20 protein-coding genes are annotated in these 24,792 nt (G+C 33.0%); 15 read left to right on the top strand and 5 right to left on the bottom strand.

The features are described from left to right. Window positions 1–8 precede the first annotated feature (8 nt). Both GBO31_RS04320 and GBO31_RS04325 read right to left on the bottom strand, forming a co-directional pair. Window positions 9–2,375, bottom strand: a complete 2,367-nt coding sequence (locus GBO31_RS04320; protein WP_219007088.1) for a TonB-dependent receptor domain-containing protein — start codon at window positions 2,373–2,375, stop codon at window positions 9–11. Window positions 2,376–2,560: 185 nt separating this feature from the next. Beyond that, window positions 2,561–3,319, bottom strand: a complete 759-nt coding sequence (locus tag GBO31_RS04325; protein ID WP_219007089.1) for a helix-turn-helix domain-containing protein — start codon at window positions 3,317–3,319, stop codon at window positions 2,561–2,563. A gap of 329 nt (window positions 3,320–3,648) precedes the next feature. Between GBO31_RS04325 and GBO31_RS04330 the strand changes: the two genes are divergently transcribed. The 9 genes from GBO31_RS04330 to GBO31_RS04370 all read left to right on the top strand — a co-directional run bounded on the left by GBO31_RS04330 (window position 3,649) and on the right by GBO31_RS04370 (window position 14,607). Beyond that, window positions 3,649–4,044: a YbjN domain-containing protein gene (locus GBO31_RS04330; RefSeq protein WP_219007090.1), complete on the top strand. Its 396-nt coding sequence runs from the start codon at window positions 3,649–3,651 to the stop codon at window positions 4,042–4,044. Between the two features lie 3 nt (window positions 4,045–4,047). Further along, on the top strand, window positions 4,048–4,755 hold the full coding sequence (locus GBO31_RS04335; RefSeq protein WP_219007091.1) for a PspA/IM30 family protein: 708 nt from the start codon (window positions 4,048–4,050) through the stop codon (window positions 4,753–4,755). A gap of 255 nt (window positions 4,756–5,010) precedes the next feature. Next, window positions 5,011–5,325, top strand: coding sequence for a YbjQ family protein (locus tag GBO31_RS04340; protein WP_219007092.1), 315 nt, complete (start codon window positions 5,011–5,013; stop codon window positions 5,323–5,325). Window positions 5,326–5,484: 159 nt separating this feature from the next. Beyond that, entirely contained in the window at window positions 5,485–6,183 is a 699-nt protein-coding gene (locus GBO31_RS04345; protein WP_219007093.1) for an OB-fold-containig protein, read from the top strand. Between the two features lie 23 nt (window positions 6,184–6,206). Then, window positions 6,207–8,264 (top strand): flotillin family protein, encoded by a 2,058-nt coding sequence (locus tag GBO31_RS04350; protein ID WP_219007094.1) that lies wholly within the window; start codon window positions 6,207–6,209, stop codon window positions 8,262–8,264. 210 nt (window positions 8,265–8,474) lie between these two features. Then, a complete protein-coding gene (locus GBO31_RS04355) occupies window positions 8,475–8,741 on the top strand; it encodes a hypothetical protein (protein WP_219007095.1) in 267 nt (88 codons plus the stop codon). A gap of 45 nt (window positions 8,742–8,786) precedes the next feature. After that, window positions 8,787–9,140: a DUF3592 domain-containing protein gene (locus GBO31_RS04360; protein ID WP_219007096.1), complete on the top strand. Its 354-nt coding sequence runs from the start codon at window positions 8,787–8,789 to the stop codon at window positions 9,138–9,140. Window positions 9,141–9,143: 3 nt separating this feature from the next. Further along, window positions 9,144–9,515 (top strand): endonuclease domain-containing protein, encoded by a 372-nt coding sequence (locus GBO31_RS04365; RefSeq protein ID WP_246615764.1) that lies wholly within the window; start codon window positions 9,144–9,146, stop codon window positions 9,513–9,515. Between the two features lie 172 nt (window positions 9,516–9,687). Next, window positions 9,688–14,607 carry a DNA repair ATPase gene (locus GBO31_RS04370; RefSeq protein ID WP_219007097.1) on the top strand — a complete coding sequence of 1,640 codons (4,920 nt, stop codon included), beginning with the start codon at window positions 9,688–9,690 and terminating at the stop codon, window positions 14,605–14,607. 109 nt (window positions 14,608–14,716) lie between these two features. Here the strand turns inward: GBO31_RS04370 and GBO31_RS04375 are convergent, their stop codons facing one another. After that, the gene (locus GBO31_RS04375) at window positions 14,717–17,908 is read right to left on the bottom strand and encodes a DUF5060 domain-containing protein (RefSeq protein ID WP_219007098.1); all 3,192 of its coding nucleotides are present in this window, start codon (window positions 17,906–17,908) and stop codon (window positions 14,717–14,719) included. Window positions 17,909–18,249: 341 nt separating this feature from the next. Between GBO31_RS04375 and GBO31_RS04380 the strand changes: the two genes are divergently transcribed. Further along, the gene (locus GBO31_RS04380) at window positions 18,250–18,744 is read left to right on the top strand and encodes a MarR family winged helix-turn-helix transcriptional regulator (RefSeq protein WP_219007099.1); all 495 of its coding nucleotides are present in this window, start codon (window positions 18,250–18,252) and stop codon (window positions 18,742–18,744) included. Further along, the gene (locus GBO31_RS04385) at window positions 18,737–19,210 is read left to right on the top strand and encodes a GNAT family N-acetyltransferase (RefSeq protein ID WP_219007100.1); all 474 of its coding nucleotides are present in this window, start codon (window positions 18,737–18,739) and stop codon (window positions 19,208–19,210) included. Before GBO31_RS04380 ends, GBO31_RS04385 begins: the two co-directional genes overlap by 8 nt. A gap of 71 nt (window positions 19,211–19,281) precedes the next feature. Here GBO31_RS04385 and GBO31_RS04390 read toward each other — a convergent pair whose 3' ends face one another. Together GBO31_RS04390 and GBO31_RS04395 are read right to left on the bottom strand one after the other, a co-directional pair. Next, the gene (locus GBO31_RS04390) at window positions 19,282–20,133 is read right to left on the bottom strand and encodes a carbohydrate-binding protein (RefSeq protein WP_219007101.1); all 852 of its coding nucleotides are present in this window, start codon (window positions 20,131–20,133) and stop codon (window positions 19,282–19,284) included. A 27-nt stretch (window positions 20,134–20,160) separates the two neighbouring features. Continuing rightward, complete coding sequence (locus GBO31_RS04395; RefSeq protein ID WP_219007102.1) at window positions 20,161–20,976, bottom strand: carbohydrate-binding protein; 816 nt, start codon at window positions 20,974–20,976, stop codon at window positions 20,161–20,163. A 795-nt stretch (window positions 20,977–21,771) separates the two neighbouring features. On the opposite strand from GBO31_RS04395, the gene GBO31_RS04400 reads away from it, so the two are divergent. From GBO31_RS04400 to GBO31_RS04415, 4 genes are all read left to right on the top strand, one after another. Further along, the gene (locus GBO31_RS04400; RefSeq protein WP_219007103.1) at window positions 21,772–22,143 is read left to right on the top strand and encodes an endonuclease domain-containing protein; all 372 of its coding nucleotides are present in this window, start codon (window positions 21,772–21,774) and stop codon (window positions 22,141–22,143) included. A gap of 383 nt (window positions 22,144–22,526) precedes the next feature. Further along, a complete protein-coding gene (locus GBO31_RS04405; RefSeq protein WP_219007104.1) occupies window positions 22,527–23,252 on the top strand; it encodes a hypothetical protein in 726 nt (241 codons plus the stop codon). An 8-nt stretch (window positions 23,253–23,260) separates the two neighbouring features. Further along, window positions 23,261–23,923: a hypothetical protein gene (locus GBO31_RS04410; protein ID WP_219007105.1), complete on the top strand. Its 663-nt coding sequence runs from the start codon at window positions 23,261–23,263 to the stop codon at window positions 23,921–23,923. Then, entirely contained in the window at window positions 23,896–24,687 is a 792-nt protein-coding gene (locus GBO31_RS04415; RefSeq protein WP_219007106.1) for a sensor histidine kinase, read from the top strand. Before GBO31_RS04410 ends, GBO31_RS04415 begins: the two co-directional genes overlap by 28 nt. The last annotated feature ends 105 nt before the right edge of the window (window positions 24,688–24,792 follow it).

The raw sequence follows: 24,792 nt of genomic DNA on the forward strand, positions 1-24,792 counted from the left end.
AGTATATCTTAGTTTTTATCTTCTATTCTATCTCTTTCGTCTTCAGAGACATTATTTCTATTTTTCTTTTTACTAAGCTTAGATCCAAAATTATAATTGAGCTGAAGAAATATATTCTGTCTTGGCCAATCATTTACAATGGTTGCATTAACATTATCGTAATTAATACTACCCAAGAATTTTCTGTTTAAGATTTCTTCAAACTCTAAACTAACCTTTAATCTGTCATTCATAAACTTCTTACTTATCGCCAAATCAATTCCCGCAATCCATTTATATTCTATCTGACCTTCTAAACCACCTGTAGAATAGTATCCCGAAACTTCAGAATTGATTCCCCAAGGCAACTTATATTCTGCACTTGTATACCAAGTTAAACTCCATTGAGACAAATCCAAAGATGGAATTAGTCTTTCTGATGTATACTCGTTATAATTAACGATCACTCCAGTATATCCATCTAATCCTTTTATAAAATCCAATGGACCAAATAAACTTGCAGTGAAACTATTGTTCTCTGCTAAATTAATTACAGAACGTGAAGTTTCAGCAGAAGTATCATTTTGAGTAATGATCTCAAACAAAGCATCTCTAGTCTGTCCATAACTTACACTAAAAAATGGTTGATCATCATACGTAAGATTGAAACGAAAATTATTTGTAAATGCTGGTTTTAGATTTGGGTTTCCTTCTTCGAACGTAAAAGGATCATAATAATAAACGAAAGAATTTAATGAACTATACGATGGTCTTTGTATTCGATAGCTATAAGATACATTAGCTCCAATCTCTTCGGTAATATCTCTTCCAAGACTTACACTCGGGAAAAATTTAGAAATCTTCCGTGATCGTGTTTCATTCTGTGTTAACGAAGTACCTTTAGTATCACTTTCTTCCCAACGTAATCCTCCTGAAAATGACCATTTATTATATTTCGTATTAAATTTAGAATATAAAGCCAAAATACTTTCATCTATAAGGAAGCGATTAGTTTGATTTACATTATTTTCGAATTCACCAAGATCATTTTGAGTAAAAGATTGTAAATCACTATCTGAATTCACTTCTGTATATTTCCCTCCAAATCCCCAACTAAAATTATCATTTTGAGTTCTTTTATAGTCTCCTTGATACGTGAAAATTTCATAATCCGCATTCTGAAAATATCTTTGATTTGCATAGTCAACAGAACTTTCATTAGTTCTAAATAAATTGTTTTCATTTTCAAACGTATAATCTATATAGCTAAAATCTAAAGTTACTTTATTTTTTTGATCATCATATTCGTAGTATGGATTGAATGTATAAGTAACTCGATCTCTATCATAACTATTATCGGTTAATAAGACCGCAGATGCTATTCCATCGGTAATAGTTGTATTATTTTTAGTAACTCTATCTGATATTGATTGAATTCTATTAGCACTAATTCCCAAGGTATTTTTATCGTTTAAGTAATAATCTAAACCACCACTTACTCTAATGGTTTCTGGATCAAAAGGAGAAATTGAGGTTTGATTATAGGTTTCGTCCAAAACTTGTCTGGAAATAATTAAATCCTCTCTCCAAGAAGATCGATTATAACCAGCACTTGCTTGCCAGTTTAATTTATTCTTATAACTCGCCAAAGATGCGCTGGTTCCATAAGTAAGATCATCTACATACCCAATAGTACTTCTTACACTACCGTGAGTTCCTAATTTCACATTTTTCTTTAATATAATATTGATTAGTGGTCCTGATCCTTCTGCATCATATTCAGCACCTGGTTGCTGAATCAATTCAACTCTTGCTATATTATCTGCTGGCATCTCTCTTAATAAAGAAGAAACATCCATATAATCAGTAGTTTTACCATTGATCAGAATTCTAATATTGCCCTGACCTCCATAATTTAGATTTCCATTGGTAACAATAACTCCAGGAACTTTTTTCATTACATCTTGTAAATTAGTATTGATCAATTCTGATTTTTCAATATCTACAATTAATTTTTCTGCAGTTTGTTTAATGATTGGTTTCTTGTACGTAACCACTACCTCATCTAACTGTTCTGACTGTAATACAAAATCCTTAGATAAATCTTTGCCTTCATCTGTGAGTGTAAATATTTCAGAAGACTTGGTCTCAAAACCTAACATTGATACCTCTATTCTATATAGACCTTCTTTAATATTTTCAAAGAAATAAGATCCTTTTTCGCTAGTTGCCATTGCTGCAATTGCGGTGTTATTTTCATTCTGATAAAGAATTACATTGGCAAAAACTAACGGTTGTTGATTTTGATCGGTAACTTTTCCTGTAATAGTGTTTTGTGCACTCAATATTTTTACACAGATGAGTAAAATAAAGAGAAGCGTTTTTTTGTATTCCATGACTGTTCGTTTTTTGATTGATGATGGATCAAATGTAGATCTACACTCCTATTTATTAAAGTAGATTCTGTTCAATCGGGTCAAAAAACCGACGAATCCGTATAAATTTATTGTTGAATTGTAAAAGAAAAAGAGGAGCCATGGCTCCTCTTTTTATGAATTATTCTAATTATAGATGACTTAGATTACCCCAATTTCTCTTTCATTCTTAATAACTCCTGTTCTATCATTTGTAATTTACCTTCCATACCATCAGCGAATTCTGGAATACGTTTACAAAACACATATCGTACTCGCCACATTTCATTAATCTCTGAAATAGGATATTCCTCATCCTCAATATTCTTATGATCTGCTCGTAAAACCACACTGTTTTTGGTGATATATAATCGTCTAAAGATTAATTTGGTATCTGTAAGAGCAACGACAAGAGTGCCGTTATTCAATTTTTTGATCACATCAGAAGGAACTTCTTCTCCTATTACAATATCCTTAGGATAGAAACCTTGATCATGATTTGTCATTTCTAAATTCAAAACTGTATACCCTCTAAATTTTTTAGCAGGGTTTAATGGCAATTGAATTGTTGGTAATTCTTTTATAAAGTTCTCTTTATCATATAAAGTAATATATTCTCCTGCTGTACTTTCTGTAATACAAGGAATTAAAGGAAACTGTTCTCTTTTTATATCTTCTGCATAGGTAGTGAGATCTCCCTTAAACTTTAAAAGTTCATTTACGGTCAATTCATCTGTTAACAGCTTATCTATTTCAATGCTAAAATAATTAGCTATTTTAATTATTGTATCTATTTTCGGTTCACTCCTCCCCTCTTCATAAGCCCCCAAAGTCCCTCTTTTTAAATCAAATAGCTCTGCAAAAGCCTGTTGACTTAAGCTCTTAACACTTCTAATTTTTTTAATATTTTTTCCAAAAAATGACATTTTTGCTAATTTTATTTGCAATTATAAAAATTTATTGTACTTTTACACTAACAATATTAGCTAATATATTTAATAAATGCTAATTTTAGTAGAAATACTTTTAAAAAGTATATGAATTTTGAGCAGATTTACGCAGTCTACTAAAAATTTTAGCAAGTAACAATTATTTCATTAATCATAAAACAACAACATACCCATGATGTCCGCAGTACAATACATTGCCAATTTAGCCGTCGATATAGTAGAAAAGTTATCGTACTTTTTGTAATATTGATATAAGGTCATAAACAAGAAATAAATTACTAATTATCAATCAAAACAACCATCATATGCAAGATCACTTCCAACTGGTGAAAGATTATTTACTGAAACTTAATTTCAATATTATTCATGAGAATATCGGGGATGGAATTATCATGATCAGTAAAGAAAATGAAGGGATTAAAAACTTGATTTTAGGTGTTGCGCCACCTATTTTGATCATAGAACAACACATTTTTAATATCAAAAACAAAAATGAGTTGGTGTATCGCAGTTTACTTCAGAAGAACAGAGATATTGTTCATGGAGCATTTGTTCTAGATGAAACCGGAGAAAAAGTAATCTTTAGAGATACATTGCAATTAGAAAATTTAGATCTCAATGAACTAGAAGGTACTTTAAATTCATTAGGGCTATTATTAAGCGAATACTCAGAACAAATTATAAATTTTTCAAAATATTAAGTTATGAACTTTTTCAAAAGACTATTTAAAATAGGTGAAGCTGAAGCACATTCTGCTATTGATAAAATGGAAGATCCAATCAAGATGACAGAACAAGGTATAAGAGATATGAAAGTTGACCTTGAAAAAAGCTTAGAAGCACTAGCACAGGTAAAAGCATTAGCAATTAGATCTAAAAACGATACTGAGGAGTTTGCTGCTAAAGCAGAAGATTATCAGCAAAAAGCAATGTTAATCCTGAAAAAAGGGCAAAGTGGAGACTTAGATTCTGCCGAAGCAGATAGATTAGCTAAAGAAGCGCTGATTAAAAAAGAAGAATCCCTACAACATGTCGCTCGTGGTAAAGGTGAAACAGAAAAGTTCGATAAATCTGTATCTCAGTTGGAAAAAAATGTTGAGGAAATCAAACAAAATATTAGCAAGTGGGAAAATGAGTTAAAAACCTTAAAAGCGAGAGTAAAGGTTTCTGCTGCTACCAAAAATGTAAATAAACAAATGGCAGAGATAGATAGTTCTAGCACTGTTTCTATGTTAGAAAGAATGAAAGACAAAGTAAACCAAGAAGAAGCATTAGCAGAAGCTTATGGTGATATCGCCAATGCATCTAAATCTATAGATGAAGAATTAGACAAAGCTGTCGATGTAACAAGAACAAATGCTGAAGACGATTTAGCAAAGCTGAAAGAACAACTTGGAATGAAAGATTCATAATCAGGAAAAACCCGGAAAAAGGGGTAACATTCTGAGACTTTAAGACACTAACTTGCAGCGCGCGTACGCATGCTAAAAGTTAACCATCAATTACTCTTTCGATAATAAAAAGTAAGTATAGAGATTTTTATATGCCTTCTTTAATAAGGATACTAAAAACAGACAATTATTAGACTTGATTCAGGTCAACTAAAACTGTTGATTATCAGTCTATTTTCATCAATTCTAAAAAATAATAAAAAAAACTAATAAATCATGGTAACATCTACGACAGAAAAGATACCTAATAAGGAAGTTATTGAAATTTTAGGAATTGCAAGAGGAAGTACAGTGAGAGCCAGGAATATTGGTAGGGATGTTTTTGCAGGGCTAAAAAATATTGTAGGAGGAGAAATTGAAGAATATACCAAACTACAAGCACAGTCCAGAGAACAAGCATTACAAAGAATGAATCGGGATGCGCAACGATTAGGAGCAGATGCGGTTATTAATGTAAGATTGACTACTTCTATGGTCATGCAAGGAGCTTCAGAAATCCTTGCATATGGAACAGCTGTAAAACTTAAATAATAAGAAAATGGAAATATTATTTGTAGGTATTTTTTGGACAAGCATCCTCATTGCTTTGATTTATCTAGCAATAAGAAGAATTAAAATTTATCAAACCGAAGATTTTGAAAAGCGGGATAATTAATGAGATTACATTTAACTTACTAAACAACCAAAACATTGAAAGAATTAGTAGAAATAGCATTTTCGCCGGTAAACGCATTTTTCTCAATTATGTGTTTAGCTCTTTTGTTATATTGGATTTTAACGATACTTACAGGATTAGATTTAGATTTCTTTGATGTAGAATTCGATGCTTCGACAGACATAGACCTTGATGTAGATATGGATGCTGATATAGACAATTATAATCCAGATGTCGATTTACCTCCAAAAAACATCAATTCTGAAGTTCAAACCGAAAGTGCAGGTATACAATTTTTAAGGTATTTTAATTTTGATGAATTACCCTTAATGTTTATGCTTACAATTCTGTTTTTTTCAATTTGGTTTATATCTATAAATATCACCTATTCTTTTGGATGGCAATCTAATTGGATCGGTTTTCTAATGCTACTTCCCAATCTAATAGTAAGCTTATTTATTACAAAATTGTTAACCAAGCCTATTGCCAAACTTTATAGAATGATAGATCATAAAGGAGAAGAAGAAATTGACTTTTTAGGAAGAAGGTGTATTGTAAAATCTCCGGTATCTGGAGAAAAACTAGGGCAAATTGAAGTCATGGTAAAAGGTGATCCTATAAGAGTTCAAGCTAAAGGGTTCAAAGGGGCATCTATTTCATCTGGAGAAGAAGCCTTAATTGTGAATGAATCAAAGGATAAAAAATACTATTTAATAGAAAAATTTCAATCATAAATAACCGACAAATTTAAATTAATATGTTAGAGAAATCATCAATAATAGTCTTAATTGCTATAGTAATTGTAGCTTTTGGATTAATTGTATGGATTATATCCATGTACAAAAAAATAATCCAAGGTAAAGTCTTGGTAAGAACAGGAGCTGGTGGAACCAAAGTCTATTTTAATGCGGGATTAGTAGTTCCAGTACTTCATAAAATGGAGATCATGGATATCGCTGTAAAGAAGCTGGAAATCGAAAGAACAGGAACCAATGGTTTAATTTGTAAAGACAACATTCGTGCAGATATTAAAGTAGCGTTTTTTGTACGTGTAAATAAATCAAAAGCAGATATCATTAATGTAGCGCAAACTATTGGATGTGCCAGAGCCTCAGAAATCGATGTTCTTCGTAATTTATTTGATGCTAAGTTCTCCGAAGCATTAAAAACCGTTGGGAAAAAGTTTGAATTTGTAGAATTATATGAAGCCCGTAGAGAATTTAGAGATGAAATAGTAAACATCATTGGTACAGATCTAAATGGATATGTACTAGATGATTGTGCAATTGATGATTTAGAACAAACTTCCCTAAGCGTTATGAAGCCAGACAATATTCTGGATGCAGAAGGGATCAAAAAAATTACTGAATTAACTGCTGCACAGAATGTAAAATCCAACTTGATCAAACGCGATGAAGAAAAAGTTATTCGTAAACAAGATGTAGAAGCACGAGAAGCAATCTTAGAACTTGATAAACAATTGGCTGAAAAAGAAGAACAACAAAGAAGAGAAATTGCCAATATCAAAGCGCGTGAAGAAGCAGAAACGCTAAAAGTAGCAGAAGAGGAAAGATTAAAGTCAGAAACTGCACGTATTGCTACCGAAGAGAAAGTAAAAGTTGCAGAAGAAAATATGCAACGTCAGATTATTGTTGCCGAGAAAAATAAGCAACGTACGGATGCTGTAGAAACAGAAAGAGTAGAAAAAGATAGAATGCTAGAGGCCACAGAACGTGAGCGAATTGTAACCTTAGCGCAAATCGAAAAAGAAAAAGTAGTTGAAGTAGAGAAAAAGAACATCCAAGATGTGATTCGTGATCGAGTGATGCTAGAAAAAGGTGTGGTTGAAGAGCAAGAAAACATGAAAGACATCGAAGCTTTTAAAACTGCAGATCGTGAAAAGCAAGTAAAAATCACCATTGCAGAGGCTAATGCAGAAGAAGCATTGATCTCCACCATCAAAGCCGCTGAAGCTCAAAAAGAAGCTGCTAAGCAAAAGGCTGAAGAAATCAATATCGAAGCACAAGCGCAAAAAGAAGCTAGCGAGAAAGAAGCAGAAGCTCGTAAAACTTTAGCAGAAGCACAAGCTAAAGAAGAAGCGACTATTGGAATGTCTGAAGCACAAGTAATGCATGCAAAAGCAGATGCTAACGAACGTCAGGGATTAGTTGAAGCGAATATCATCGAGAAAAAAGCCAAAGCAGAAGCCGCAGGTATTCTCGCTAAAGCTGAGGCCACCAAAGAAGAAGGATTGGCAGAAGCAGAAGTAATTAAAGAGAAAGCATTAGCAGATGCTGCTGGAATCGAGGAGAAAGCGGAAGCGATGAAGAAACTGGATGGTGTAGGTAAAGAACATGAAGAATTCAAGCTGAAGTTAGATAAAGAATTACAAGTGGATCTTGCCGAAATCAATATTCAAAAAGAGATTGCCTTTGCACAGGCAGATGTTATTGGAGAAGCATTGAAAGCTGCTAACATTGATATTGTAGGTGGTGAAACTATGTTCTTTGAACAAATTATCGGTCAAATCACCAAAGCTAAAGGATATGATAGATTGGTGCAGCATTCTAATACTGTGCAAGAAGTGAAAGATGCTATTCTAGGAAGTGATGATGTTAAAGGAAATCTTTTAGAAAAAGTAAGAGAGTTTGCTACTAAATACGGAATCTCTTCTGAGGATATCAAAAATCTAACGATTGCTAATATTCTAATGGATTTAAAACAGAAATCTACTAATGAGGAAGAAAACACCTTGTTTAGCAACCTGTTTAATCTAGCTAAAGGATTAGGTATTTCAGATAAGAAGTTGAAATAACATTTATAAAAATTCTCCTTCTTTTTTAAGGAGGAGAATAAATCCGCTAAAAGTAGAAAAAGAAGAGATTAGAAATCTTCAAATTTTATGCAAACGATCATCCATACATTTTTAAGCCCATAAACGTCAATCCCTGAAAGTCCTGAGCTCTTAGTGGGGTAGTGAGCGATTGACTAGATGGGATTTGTTTAATTTTTAATACGGTTTAATATGGGAGGAGAAGGATCCATGATGCAGGCTATTGTCTCTTTAAAAAATAATAGAAGACAAAGAAATAAAAGAGATGTTTTTAGCCATATAAACGGAAATACAGATACCCAAAGTCAAGGTATCAAAGTAGAACCCGTTTCGGAAGAAACTTTACAAGAGATACGAGAAAAACTCAAACAACAAAGACAAGTACTTTTTAGAAAACGATTAGTTGTTTTTGGAATTATAATAGCTCTGATCACATCAATTCTCATGTATTTAATATAACTACAAACCAAATTGATCAATGATCATTAAACTAAAAAAGAAATCATGAACAGAAAATTTTTAGGACTAATAGCAGTATTATTTATATGTATTGGAGTGTTAGCGTTTAATACGTATTATAAAAAGGAAGGTTTAGCAAAAAATGGAGTTCAAACAACTGCTGTTATTACCAAGATTACAACGAACAAATTAGACAGTGATATTGGTCTTGACATTGATAATTTTCATGTTACTTATAAATATGAAGTAGGTGGAAAAAGCTATCAAAAGATTCAGGAAATAGTGAGACAAGACCATGATTTGTATTTCGAAGAAACTGGAAAAGTAGGAGATTCTTTAAAAATCATTTATGATTCTAAAAAACCAACAAATTCTAAGATTGAGAAGATTAAAGAATAGATTTTGAAACAACTACACAATAGAAAATATTTAGAATCTTTCAGAAAGAATTTAAGGAACAATGGCACATCTGCTGAAGCCTTTTTATGGAAGTACCTTCAAAAGAGTCAAATACAAGGAAGAAAATTCCGAAGACAACATAGTATTGGTAATTATATAGTAGATTTTTATTGTCCTAAAGAAAAAATGATCATAGAGTTGGATGGTGAAATTCATAATCAAGCAAAAAAACAAGAATATGATCAAAAAAGAACTAAATATTTAGAAGGTTTAGGGTTTGCGGTTATTCGTTTTGAAAATAAAATGGTATTCGAGAGTTTACCATCTGTTTTGAAAGAAATAGAAGATAATTTTGCAGATAATAATGAAAAGTAAGATTTTCAAAAAGCACTCCGCCTTTCTAAAGGAGGAGAATGAATCCGCCTTAGGCGGAGAAAGAGGTGGTTGTGGATCCCACATCACCCCTGATGTATTAAAGATACATCTTTCCCCTCCTCAAAAATGAGGGGAATTTATTAATCAACGTTAAAAACCTAGGGTAACAACTATGGAAGAAACCAACACAAATAACATACAATTAGACGGTGGAACCTATGAGATCATCCAAAATCGTTTGCAAAAACAAAAAGGTGAACTCCAGAATCGTCTTACCCAATTAAATGATGCACGAAAAGAAGTTTTTGGTAGTGTAGAGACAAAACTGATTGCAAACAATCGTATCAACACCGAAAACAATTGTATCGCAAGAGATATTGTTACCATTGGTAAGTATTGCCTCTTTGGTTATAACGTACATTTTGGTTTACGTACAGAAATCAAACTAGAAGACGTTTTTAGTATTTACACATACACAGATGATCATTTTGTAAATAAAAAATTAGATCTACTTCAGGATGCTATTTTTATAAATGATTTTACGAATTTATATAAGTATTACAGGAATACCATTTTTTCAAAGTTTGCTATCGTTGGCAATTACCTTCATATGGTTTTCCAGTTAAGCGAAAGTGTATCTGATATCAAAACCTTTAAATGGTTAATCAATGAAGGAACACTTACCTATGTCGATAATCGTAGCGAGCACGAATTTAAATTTCCGAATCAGTATGATTTTGAGTGGACAGAAGTCACGCGTGATATGCATCGCTATGGAACACATCCACATATCTCCATATTAGACAAAGTATTCGTAGAGACTGTTGGTGGTGATCTTACTATAAAAATTGAAGACAATACCGATGATGGAAAAGGAATCTACAATGAAGCTGTGGCACAAGTAGACCAAACCTTAGATGATGGTCAATATCGTTATGCAGATTTAGGTAACCTTATTGCCTTAGAAATAAAACCATTCCAAGAAGCTGCTAGATATTTTGTATACAACCATAAAGTACAAGAAGTAAAAAAAATCGAATGTATAAAGGATGCCTGCGTACTTTTACCAGATGATCAGGGAATCATATATCCCAATGGTTATTATTTACAATCCGGAGAAGTAAAACTATTTACCAATGAGGTTTCTGATGTTCAGTTTCAAGAAAAAATAAGCTCTCCTAACGGAGAAGATTTTCTATATGTTTTCTATGAGAGTGAAAAAGGACTATACACTTTGATGTCTTATAATGTTATTGAGCAGGAAGTAAAAACTCCTATTATTTGTAATGGATTTACCATTTTAGAAGATGGAGAATTATGTTATTTCAAAACTGAAGATGAGCAAACTAAACATCATGTCATTCAAATTTGGCAAACTCCTTTCCTGACAGGAAATGAAATTCCTTCGGAACATACAGACACCTTAATTTACAAAATAGGAAATAAAGATATCGTGAAAGCGATGGCAGAATGCCATGCGTTGATTACACTTCTTAATAAGGAAGATAGCTACGATGGCTTATATGATGATCTTGCTAAGTCTTCTGGAGAAATTATAGATAGTTATTATTGGATTAGAGAGAACGATACGTTCCGATTAGATATTCCATTAGGAGAGATTAGTAATGCCGCTAATGCCGCTATTGATGAATTTGAAAAAGTCGTTCAACTCAGAAGAACTGCTGCCAATGTAACCAAAGAAACTAAAACAAAGGCAGAAGAAATCTTTGGAAAAATAAAAAGTAGTTCTTTCCGATCTATAGATGATTTTGTACAAGTTTTATCACAACTACGAACCTTGCGTGGTGAAGTAATCGGTTTACAAGACATTCGTTATGTAGATAAAACTTTTATCACAGAACTTGAAACAGAAATTGCCGAACAAACGGATAAAATTTCGCAACGATGTGTACAATTTTTATTAGATGATAAGGCACTACTACCCTATCACCAACGAGTAGAAGAAAAAAAACAAGCTCTAGAAAGTATCAAAAAAGTAATTGATGCTAAAAAGTTAGAAGAAGAAGTAAATCAAATTGCAACTGATCTGGAAATGCTTATTGATATCGTTTCCAACCTTCAGATTGAAGACACCTCACATTCTACAAAAATTATCGATAATATATCTCTGATTTTCGCCACCATTAATCAATTAAAGGCTGGAATCAAGAATACGATAAAATCGTTAGGAAGCAAAGAAGCCAATGCTGAGTTTGCCGCACAATTAAAATTGGTAGATCAGAGTATTATCAATTATCTAGACATTGCCAATACACCAGAAAAAACAGATGAGTTATTAAACAAAGTATCTGTTCAATTAGAAGATTTAGAAGGTAGATTTGCTGATTTTGAAGAATTCATTACTCAGATTATTGAAAAGCGAGAAGAAGTATACAACGCTTTTGAAGCCAGGAAAAACAGTCTGATCGAGGCAAGAAATAAAAAGGCTGTTGCCTTAGAAAATGCTGCAAATAGAATACTCAAAGGAGTTACTAAAAAAGCATTAAGTTTCGATACCGTAGCAGATATTAACGGGTATTTTGCTTCAGATCTAATGATCAACAAATTACGAGATATCATATCCAATTTAATGGAGCTAAATGATGCTGGTAAGGCAGAAACCATAGAAACGGCTTTAAAAGTTGCCAAAGAAGATGCCACCCGAAAATTAAAAGACAAACAAGATCTATATGAAGACGGTGAAAACATTATCAAGCTTGGAAAACATAAGTTTGGTGTCAACAAACAGCCTCTTGATTTAACAATTGTATACAAAGATAGCACCTTACAATACCATCTTACAGGAACAGATTTTTATCAAGAAATAGAAAATGAAACCTTATTGATATCCAAAAAATATTGGGATCAAGAACTTATTTCTGAAAATCAAGATATATATCGTGCTGCTTACTTAGCTTACAAGATTTTTAACAAGTGTCACGCTGAGCCTGTCGAAGCGCAATTTAGCAACCCGGACAAAAAAGACTTCGACAAGCTCAGTCTGACAATCATGAGCGAAGAAAAACTTTTAACTTTAGTACAACAAGAAAGTAGCAAAAACTATGCTGAAGGATATGTAAAAGGAGTACACGATGTGGACGCTGCTAAAATTTTAAAAGTTTTAGTGCAGAAAGATCATGATCTTGGCTTATTAAAATATGATTCTAGTTCAAGATCGTATGCGCAATATTTTTGGAATAGTTTAGATAGTGACAAAAAAGGGTACTGGAATGATACCATTAAAGCTTCCGGCGAAGTTTTAGCTATATTCTCAAATAGTACTGAATACAAAACTGTGCTTACTGACTTAGAAAAAGAAGTGATTTCTTTCTCAGAAGAACACCAACTTTTCACGTCAGATGATGCTGAAACCATTAGTAATTACCTTTTTGAGGAGTTACAAACTAACGATGTTTTTTGTATCAGTCAAACAGCGAACGAGCTATATGACAACTTTTTAGCCGAATTAAAAAAGAAAAAGGTGCTTGACAAATTCAAAAAGTCATTAGAAGCAACAGGTGATAAATATCAAAAAGATCTCATTCGTTTGGCATTGCAATGGGTAACAGCATATCTAAAAACACATCATCCGAAACAAATTGATTATGCAAATGAAATTGTTTGCTGCTTACTATACAAAAAAGAATCTGTAGCGGAAATTGTACATGTGAATCCTTCGCAAACTATTGAAGGATTACAAGGAAGTCACCCAACAATACAAGAAGGAAATTTCAATTTTAATTATCATGCGTTCGTTACTGATTTAGCAGAATTTGTTCAGGTTGATGTTCCTGCATACGAAGCGTATCGTGATGCTAAGCATCAGGTGACAGAAATGCTAAAGGAAGATTTAAAACTTTCAGAGTTTAAACCAAGAGTTTTATCCTCTTTTGTTAGAAATAAACTAATTGACCAAGTCTATCTTCCTTTATTTGGAGATAACTTAGCTAAACAATTAGGAAGCGTTGGAGATAACAAGCGTACCGATAGAATGGGAATGTTATTACTTATTTCCCCACCAGGATATGGTAAAACTACTTTGATGGAATATATGGCAAATCGCTTAGGATTAGTATTTATGAAAATAAATGGTCCTGCAATCGGTCACGAAGTAACCTCAGTAGATCCAATGGCAGCCAATAACGCTGCTGCAAGGGAAGAGTTGAAAAAGCTAAACCTGGCATTCGAAATGGGTAATAATGTGATGCTATATCTCGATGATATTCAACACTGTAATCCAGAATTTTTACAGAAATTTATTTCATTAGCTGATGGTACTCGTAAGATTGAAGGAGTTTATAAAGGAAACCCTAAAACCTATGATCTACGTAGCAAGAAGTTCTGTGTAATCATGGCAGGGAATCCATATACAGAAAGTGGTGAAAAATTCCAGATTCCAGATATGTTAGCAAACAGAGCAGACATCTATAATCTTGGAGATATTATTGGCGATACAGCTGACTTATTCAAATTGAGTTTGATCGAAAATGCATTAACTTCTAATCCTATTTTACATCAACTAAGTAGTAAGTATTTTGAAGATATTTATGGACTAATTGAAATGGTTGAATCAGGAACTCAAGAAGGCATTGAACTTAAAGGAAATCATACCAAACAAGAAGTGCAAGATTATCTGGCTATACTAGAAAAAGTAGTTACGATCCGTGATACGGTAATGCAAGTAAATGCGACATATATTCAATCTGCTGCAATGGAAGATTCCTATCGTACAGAGCCATCTTTTAAATTACAAGGTTCGTATCGTGATATGAGCAAATTAGTGGCAAAAGTGGTTCCTATTATGAATGAAAAGGAACTACAAACACTATTACTATCACACTATGAAAATGAGTCTCAAACCTTAACAAGTGCTGCTGAAGCCAATCTTTTAAAATACAAAGAGCTGACCAATAACATTTCAACGGATGAAAAACAACGATGGGAAGCTATCAAAGAAACTTTTGTAAAAAATAATAAGTTAAAAGGGTTTGGTGACAAAAATGAGATGGCACAAGTACTTGCACAGATGATGCAATTTAGTGAACACCTATCTGGAATTCAGGAAGTATTAAAAAAAGGATTGGAAAAGTAATATCAGAGTGTATAATAAATAACGAYTTTGATGAATTCTTAAACATAAAAAAAGGATTGAATACATACATATCCAATCCTTTTCAGAAAAAAATAGTCAGTTAGTTACACTATTGTTTAATAAACTTTAAAGTATTTTGGTTTTTTCCATCTCTAATCACCATGAAATACACTCCAGAAGGAATATTGGAAATATCAATGGAAGAATTATTCTTTGATTCAGAAATTTCTATGGAAGAAATCACTTTTCTACCGGTCATATCATACACAGAGACTTTTCCTTGAGTTAACCCTTCTACATTTACTATGTTTCGAGCTGGATTTGGATATACTCTGAATTTATTACTATCAAAATCATTTACAGATAATTGACAGTCTGACAACACTACTTCTGGTCCAGTACCTGTAGGCTTTGTATACGACTTAGAAAGCACAAACTTATCGATTTCCGTTCCATCTTCTCTCATGGATAATGAAATTGTATGTACTCCGGCACTAGGAACATCAATAAAAATAAGTTGTTCTTCTCCGCAATGATTTGCATTGGTTCGTTGTTTACTTTCCCAAGTCCATTGATTTTTACCAGCACACCATTGCATACGCTGTCCTGAAGCTGGCCAAGTACCATTAATTCCCACATGAAGTCCATTATCTTCAGAACCTGTAGAATATAATCGTACCCAAACAAAATATTTTCCTGGAGAGTTAAACTTCACTTTATAATCCAAAACTCCTACTACTCCAGGAGTATTAGAAAAACTTTCTCCATTCACTAATGGATCATCATGCGTTACTCTGGTATCTGGTAAAATTTCCAAATATCCTCCTCCACTTGCCGAAGCATGATGGCTAGGATCAGGATCAGGTGTTGGTGTAGACACTGTTCCGTCTTGGAAATACCATTGTCTTTTCTCTGTTTTTGTTTGATTTACAAAATCTTCAGCCTCGATAGCTACGACACCATTTTCTTCTGTTGGGACACAAGTAGTATCTCCATCGCCGTCACCATCACCATCTCCTCCATCATTACAATCTGTCAATGTTACAACGATTTGTGGGGCAACGGCACCTTCTTTAGAATGAAAGGAAACATCATTAGAACCTGTGTGTTTTAGTATTAATGAAATCGATTCTCCTTGGGAAACATCAGACAAAGTCCATTCATACGATTGCCCAGCAGAAAAGGAACCACTAATAGATCCTATTTTATCACCTTCTGAAGGTTTATTAGAGTCTGATAAATTCCCTTCTGTCCAATTATTTGAAGTACCTTTATAAACATCGATAGTTCCTTCACCAGGGTCATCGTTCACAGTTAATCTCAATTTAATCGCACTTACCGCGTCTTGAGTTGATGGCACATCAAATTGCAGATAAGAAACTCTATTTGCTTGCTCTACTCTAAGTTCATCTGTATTAAATCTTGTAGTTCCTTGCAGATAGGCATCTTGTGTTGCTATGCTTTCTAAATCATCGCAAGATGGCCCTCCATCTGATTCTCCTTTGATCAATGCTACCCAATCGTTATTATCTGGAGCGGATAAGGAGTTTGTAATTGCTTGTGGAGAAGATAATGCACCTCCAGATCTTGGATTAAACCATTGTACTTGCCAAGTTCCAGAAGGTAAGTTAATAGTAGTCGATCCACCATCTGGTAGATATACGGCATATACTTCATTTGGTTTTGCTAGCACATAATCGTTGGCAGATRTAAGTCCATCAGAAGACACCATATCTACTAAATAAGTATCTAAATAGGTTTCGAAAAAGTGCAATGCATGACTTGCGTGTGTATATTTAAGATCTCTAGATCTATGATCCTGAGCTGTTAAATCCGTTTCTCCAGTTTGGTAACCGTAATAATACTCTACTCCTGTACCACCAGCCATAAACGTTCCCCATAGCACCTGATGACGAACTAATTTATCTTCTTGTCCATCTTGATCTACTCCTATATTTGCATTTCCCTGTTCATCGTTTGCAACTACCCATTTTTTTCCGGCGTTTCTAGATTTCTCAAGCCACCTTCTTACATCGTTATGTACGTTGTTTTTCCCAGTTTGAATAGATGCTCCAGTAAGTTCCGAATTACTACCTAACAAAGGATCATATCTTTGATCTTGCTGATTAGGATAGGTATGTAAAACAATATGATGATTATAAGGGTCCGTATCTTTAATATAGGATGCTATGCTTTTTACTACATTATCCGGAATTGTTGTCTCTTCCGTAATGTTCCAGTTTAGTGCCAAATGATGTCCAAATCTTGCAATGAGTTCTCGGTAATACAATTTTCTTTCTCTACCATTGGTATTATTATCCATCATATTATCATTCTCAGTCTCCATGGTTTTGAAATGCATAAAAACACCTTTTTTATCAGCATATTCAAAGATTTTTTCCCATTGTGCCATTTTAGAAACATCAAAACGATCCTTATGCACACCCTGATTCCATTGCTGACTATCATTATAACCATTATATACGCTTTCGGAAACTTTCATCAAATGTGGAAATACATTTTCATCGTCTCCATGTAAACTAAGTGTTAAAAAAGAGAAAGCATTCAATCCTTTAGAAGAAAGATAATTTACTACTCCTAATAATTCAGAACCATTACCTCCATTCCAAGTATACGCCGAAGCATCAGATGCTACATAATCTTGTTGGTGGGGATTCCAATTTTTTCGTCTGTTTCCTCGATTTGGTGTATTATCAAAATCTTCATAAGCCAAGGTATTCTCCGGAGCATCTGCACCAGCTTTTACAAACCAATTTCCATTAGGGTTTTCTGGATCCGTACCGGAATATCTTAAGTAGTGTTCTCCAACATATTGAAGTCTTCCTTTATCCATGGCTCTATGATCCCGTCCTGTTTTATCAGATTCTGAAATATTGAAAGAACCTGTATCTCCATCCATAAATCCAGCAGACGCTCCGCCAGTTGTAATAGCAATATCATCTCCTGATTTAAAAGATGCAGTCCAATTCCAAGTACCAGTGTTTCCTGGAGCAAAGTGTACTTTCCAAACAGCACCAGAATCACAACTGGATTCTGCAGGATCTTCACAACCTGCATAATATCCGGGAACTGTGTAAGAAGATGATCCATTGGTAAACGTAACATCCAAACGATAATCAGAAAAAGGGTTTGGATTAGCAGTCTCAGAAGTATTTGGACCTGTGAAAGACAAGGTAACTTTATGCCATCTTTTTAATTCTCCTTGAGGGTTTTGAGCACTCATCGCAAAGGCAGTAAATGCAAATAATGCGAAAAGTTTTAGTCGAGTTGAAGTAATCATTGTGTGGTTAATTTTGTTGATTGTTATATTCGGGTTTTATTATGGAATTGAAGTACAAGCATTTACAAACTAAGACCTTAAAACCATAATCTACTGATAACGAAATAATTAATTAAAAAGTACTATAGTCCTTACAGGAATAGTATTTGTAGAATTACAAACAGGATTCGTGGTTATTTAGCGAGAATTTGATATTAGAAATGATTACTTAAAATAAGATATCTTCATATCCCTTAGCTTTAGCACTATAACTCCTCTTTACTCATTGAATACCATTTTTTTGGCTGTAATACATAAAATTATTAAATTTACATAAGCACTTATATAAATACTTATGTAAAATGAAAGATTCTTTACAAGAATTTGGAGAATTAGGATTAGGCTCTCGTTTTAAGCGACTTAGTGACTATCTCATGAAAGAAACACAGATTATTTATGACTCCTTACATATAGAATTTGATCCTTACTTATTTCCTATTTTTAAGATCATCAGTGACCAAAATATTGTAACGACCTCAGAAGTTCAAGAGCAATTACATTACACACAACCCGCTATTACCCAAGCGTTACAAAAACTATCAAAAAGAGGCTTGATACAATATAAAATGGATGCTGTAGATAAGCGCAAAAAACTTTATCAACTATCATCCAAAGGAAAAAAAACTCACAAACAGTTGATTCCCGTATGGGAAACAATAGACAAACAAGTTAAATGGGTTACTGAAGGCTCATCGACTAGTCTAACACGACATCTAACTTATATGGAAAATCAATTTAAAGAAAAGTCTCTTAGCAAACGAATATTAGAAAACCTTAAACTACACAACCATGAATGATATAAAACAAATAGAAATCATCCCATTTAATCCAAAGTACGCAAAGGATTTTGCGGATCTCAATGTCGCCTGGCTAGAAAAATATTTTGTAGTAGAACCCCATGATGTGGAACTCTTAGAAAGATGTGAAGAAACAATTATTAATAAAGGAGGTTACATTTTCTTTGCAAAAATAGGTTCTGCTATTGCTGGTACTTTCTCTTTAATTAAGATGCAAGAGGGAATATACGAGCTAGGAAAAATGGCAGTTTCTCCAGAATTTCAAGGAAAAAAAATTGGACAACAATTAATGACGTTTTGTATTGATTTCGCAAAAAAACAACATTGGAACAAACTTGTATTGTACTCCAACACAAAACTAGAAAATGCAATTTACATTTATAAAAAATATGGCTTTGTAGAAATTGAACTCGAAAAAGACTCTCCTTACCTAAGAAGTAATATCAAGATGGAATTTGCATTATAAACAACAAAGTCCACCTAGCTAACACACATGCTAGGCGGACTTCCACACTTACAATAAATAAATATTCTTATTTAATCGTAATCGTTGATACCTACTTTATAGTTATTACCATAGTTATTATCCCAATATTCATTTCCATTTACACGATACACAATAGCATATTCAACTTCATCCGCAGAGGAATCTAACGAAGTAAAACCCTGCCATCTTTCAACACCAAAATTATTTGGACTTTGAATTGTAAATAAAGGACCGTTAGACCAAAATTGTCTATATGTTAGTGGCAGATAATCTTGTGTTTGCCAACCATCAGATGTATACACCACTCCCACCTCTTTATTAGGAGCAAGATTCCTAACATCTACTGTTATATTCAATGAATTTGTATCATTAAAAGGAACATAAGACAAACTACTAAAATCTGTATCTGCACTGACATTAAGATTTGGATCCGCAAAGAAAGAACCTTCCATTCTGGACATAGCATAATTAGAACCATTATTATTATCCCAATATATTGTTCCATTTACTTCATATCGAACTACAAATTCATCGGCATATATTCTATCTATAGAAAATCCTCCTTGACTATAGGTTGCAGTCCAAATTTCTTTTTGCCCATCTTCAATACTTTGATCATACTCCAATAGAATTTCATCCCAACTACCATCTACTTTTTGATGATAAATACTAACATTTTTCTCGAAAGCCAGATTTTCTAGTTCTACTGTAAATTTCCTTGTGTACGATTGAAATCCTCTATAAAAACTATAGGTTGTCCAAGCTTTGATCAACTGAACAGGATTCGAGTTTTTCAAAGAAACTTCTAAAGAATTTAGAGAATCTTCAGGACTTTCTGTTACATCATCTTGACTACAAGAAAACAACGCCAAACTGATTAATAAATAAAGGTACTTTTTCATTTTAAATGATTTGTGAGTTACTATTGGTTAATAAAATATCTTATCCAGCGTATAATTATTTCCATAATTATTATCCCAGTACTCTTCACCATTTACTTTATAAACAATGGCAAATTCAATTGACTGCACTTCATCGTGAACACGGATCAAAGTATCATACACATCCACATCGAATTGATTCGGACTCATGATATAATGTGCATATCCTACTCTAAAATATCTTTGATACGACATTGGGACGGTGTTTTTTGTTACCCAATTATCTGTTGTGTATACAACCTCTACGGTTACATTTGCTCCATAATTACGCCTTGCATTTACATTGATAGCAAATGATGTACCTGCAGACCTAGTAAAACTGTCATTTACTTCTACATGTACGTCTGGTGCTAAAAATCCACCCATATTCACCAGCATACTGTAATTTTTACCATTATTATTATCCCAATACGTTTGTCCATCCACAGTATACTTTACCACAAAATCGGTACTATACATTTCGTAATCAGGTGTTACCTCTCCTACCCAAATTTCTTCATCATTACCTATACTTTGGTCATAGGTTAAAGGAATATCTACCCAATCTCCATCATTGGTTGCATGATGAATGGCTACTTCTTTCTGATAGGCTAAATTTTTGACTTTTACTTTAAACTTACGCTGATAATTAATCTGAACAGGACTACTCCTATTTGCAGTCCAAGCACTTATTAATTTTACATTTTCAGAGCTACTTTTTGAAGATACTTCAATTGATGTCATTTCAGAGTCTAAGGTATCGATATCCGAAGCACAGGAATACAAACCAAAGATTATACTAAGTACTAGATAAATTTTTCTCATGATTGCGATTATTAGTTTTTGTTTAACATTGTGAGTTAGCAAAAGTTACTTTTCGAAAAGTTTAGTTCTTAGCTGTTCTAGCTACTATGAAGTAAGAAAAGAAAAATGCGGTTGGCAATTTGAGTGTGAATTTTTAACAATTTATTTAACGAAAAACGTTTTCGCTAAAACCAAAAATTAACATTTTTTTAAATCCATATTTTTGACATTATCAAGTAGTGCTATTTTTCGTGTTATTTCTAAAAAGATCCACAATGAACACGAAAAACTTTCGTTTTGATTTTCGCAAAAATTTAGTAGAAAAATCCCCAAAATCATTCTCTACGAAAACACAAACCACTTTGTAGTTAGACAAGTGTTAATGATTTAACAAATATCATTAAACACATTCCTACAGTGTGTCTTACAAGAAAACTATAATACTTAGAAATTAAATGTTGGTTATTAGAAAATAGAACGATGTATTTAAAACATCTCCCTAAATTCCTCTTCAAAGAGGGACTTTTTTTAGCTTCTCTCCTGTGAAACGACAGCGTGATAACGATGAGCGAGTTGTGGTGTTGGAAAGAGTTAGGGTTTTAACTAATAAAACACTCTTATACATCCCTCTAAATCTCCCTTCGAAGGGAGGCTTTTCAATTCTTATCGAAATAAATTCCAGTTCCCATCCTTTTGAAGGAAGGGTTAGGGATGGATGTTTAGTTCTCAAACGACAATAGCTTTTGATCCTTAGTAATCTTGAGAAAAGCTAGATATTATTAAAATTATCTACTTTTAAAATGTAAATCTTCAATTATGTCATTGCAAAAAGTTTTACCCTACACAAAAGAAGCCAGAGCATTATCCAAAATTCTCAGAAAAGAGATGACAGGTAGTGAGAAAGTAATTTGGGAGAAGATCAGAAAAAAGCAATTAGAAGTTGATTTTTTTCGTCAATTTCCAATACTAGACTATGTCGTAGATTTTTATTGTAAAGAGATTGGTTTAGCTATCGAGATTGATGGATCGCTTCATGACAACCAATTCATTGAAGACAGTAAAAGACAAAGTCGAATAGAGCAACTTGGCGTGAAATTCATTAGATTTTCGAATGATCAAGTTTTAAATAATTTTGAGGTCGTTTTAAAAGAACTAAAAGAGACTATTGATTTGCTTAAAGAAGAATAATCTCAAAATAAACATCTCCCTAAATCCCTCTTCCAAAAGGGACTTTATTAACTCCTCTCCTTTGAAACGACAGCGTGATAACGATGGGCGAGTTGGTGCGTCGGAACGAGAGAAGATGTAATAAATCAACCGTTAATCCACTTTTTTTAAAAGGGGTGTTTACCCCTTTTCGACACAGCTCTATTTCAGAGAAAATGTTCAAAAGCGCTTGTAATTCAGTATTTTCAACTATAAAACTATAATTGCTACTTCGCTGAATTTTTTAAAACTATATAAAATGGTATTTTTAAATCTTAAAACTTAGGAAAACTTAAGTTTTTCAACAACTAACATTTTTGGCAATAGCCAAAATCACACAAATACTTTATTAAACCTATCAAAAAATGAAACTACAAACTAACCCTATCAAACAGTATCTGATCATTGCTTTTGCATGCTTATCAGTAATATCTTGTAAAGATGCAGTGCAAACCAACACTGCCGAATTAGAAAGATTCAAAAACACGATTAAAGAGAAAGACAGTATCATCAAGGAGCTACAAAAACAGTTAGGCACTATTGATGGTAAAAGAAAACCAAGTAACATTATTCAGTCTGATTTTGCCAAAGAGATTTACCACTTATATGATCAACGAGAAGAGTTGATTAACGAAGTAGTAGGACAAGATGGAGAAGACAATGCTTTTAAAGCAACTCGATCCTTATTTTATGATATTGATGAATTACAAAAATACATTAGATATGTAAAGATTCAGTCTCGAAGAGCAAAAGTAAAACCAACTGGATTTAGATTTTATTTCGCCTTGTATCCGGACAACTATATCCGAGATAAGGAAGACAAAAGATATGCGAAAAGACAAACATTCTTTATCGCTCCTACCAAAGAGGTAAAAGATGCTGCTGGAAACATAGAGCAGATGGGATATACTTTAGACAATAATTTCAAGGTAGAATTATTACAAGACAAAATTGGACTAGATAGCAGAGTAGATAAAAATGGAAATATCCAAAAAGCAGGTTTTTTTAACCTGAACCTGAATCAAGAAGAGGAAAACAGTTTAATCGCAAATGAAGTAACTGGAACTCCTCCAATGGGAAAACAACAGTAAAATAAACAATGACGCTAAGTAACGAAATTATAAACTTATTAATAAAATTTTGTGTTGGTTTTGAAGTACTAGCTGCAATTATTGGAACCATCTTTTATTTCAAGTACAAAAACACGAAGTTTTTAAAATATTTTATTTTCTTTATTTGGTACGTTGCTTTTAATGAACTAGTAGGACTTTACATTAAATTAAACGAAGGAGTAAACGCCATTATTCATAATATATATAATTTGGTAAATTTCACTTTCTTTCTTTTACTGTATCGCTATTACTTTAAAAATAAAAAGAATAAGAAATTAGCCTTTTACTTTTGTATTATATATTTATCATCCTTTGTGATCAATGGTTTTTTTGAAAATTACATGTCAGAATACCAACGATTACCATACATATTGGGTGCTTTGTTTTTAGTGATAACCATTTTATTATACTTTTTTGAAATCTTAAATTCAGAGCAGGTTCTCCACGCAAAAAAGAACCTGCTTATCTGGATTAGTTTTGGACTCTTAATTTATTTTGTAGGGAATCTCCCTTTTAGAATATTAAGAAATTACTATGCTGAACTTACAGATGCTACAGTTTTATTTTTAGTTAATATTACATTAACCGTAGTAATGAACACTTGTTTTATTATTGGATTTATATGGAGCGACAAGAAACAGCAATATTAATAGCTACCGTAGTTTTAATACTTCTGGTAGTGCTTATTATTACGCTTTTTTGGGTGTTTCAAAGAAGGAAGAATAGCTTATTGCTAAAACAAAAAGAAGCTGAAAAGAAGTTTGAAAGAGCTATTGCCGAAACGCAGATTGAAATACGGGAAGAAACTTTGCGCAATATCAGTTGGGAGTTGCATGATAATATTGGTCAGTTGCTAACGCTAGCCAAAATACAGGTGGATGTAGCTAAAGAAGACCCTGAAAAGTTACCAGAGGTTACCGATACCATCACCAAAAGCCTAACGGAATTAAGAGCCTTATCAAAACTGATAAATCCAGATGCAATTAAGAGTTTAAGTCTTACAGAAGCTATTGCGCTAGAAGTAGAACGTTTTAATCGTTTACAGTTTATAGAAGCCACCTTAAGTAGTAATACAGAAGTAAGAACCTTAGATGACAAAGCAGAGGTGATTATTTTTAGGATACTGCAGGAGTTTTTTAGTAATACCATCAAACATTCTAAAGCCTCTACACTAACCGTAAATGTAAAATATAGTAATGAGAAGTTAGTAATCCACGCAAAGGATGATGGTGTTGGATTCGACATGAATGATATCAGAAACAGAAAACAAGTAGGTATTGGTCTATGCAATATGCAAAATAGAGCTAAATTGATTAATGCGGAGGTAAGTCTGGATGCTGCTAAAGGAAAAGGAACAGCGATTACACTAACCTATTACTATAAAAAATTAGAACAAGAAGAGGAAGAGGATTAATATGAAGGGTTATTAGAAACAATTTGTCACACTGAGCTTCCTCCTAAGACGGACATCAAACTTGAATCAAAACAAGGGCATAAAAAGCACTATACACACAAAACA

The organism is Aquimarina litoralis, assembly GCF_019295435.1.
Taxonomy (GTDB): domain Bacteria; phylum Bacteroidota; class Bacteroidia; order Flavobacteriales; family Flavobacteriaceae; genus Aquimarina; species Aquimarina litoralis_A.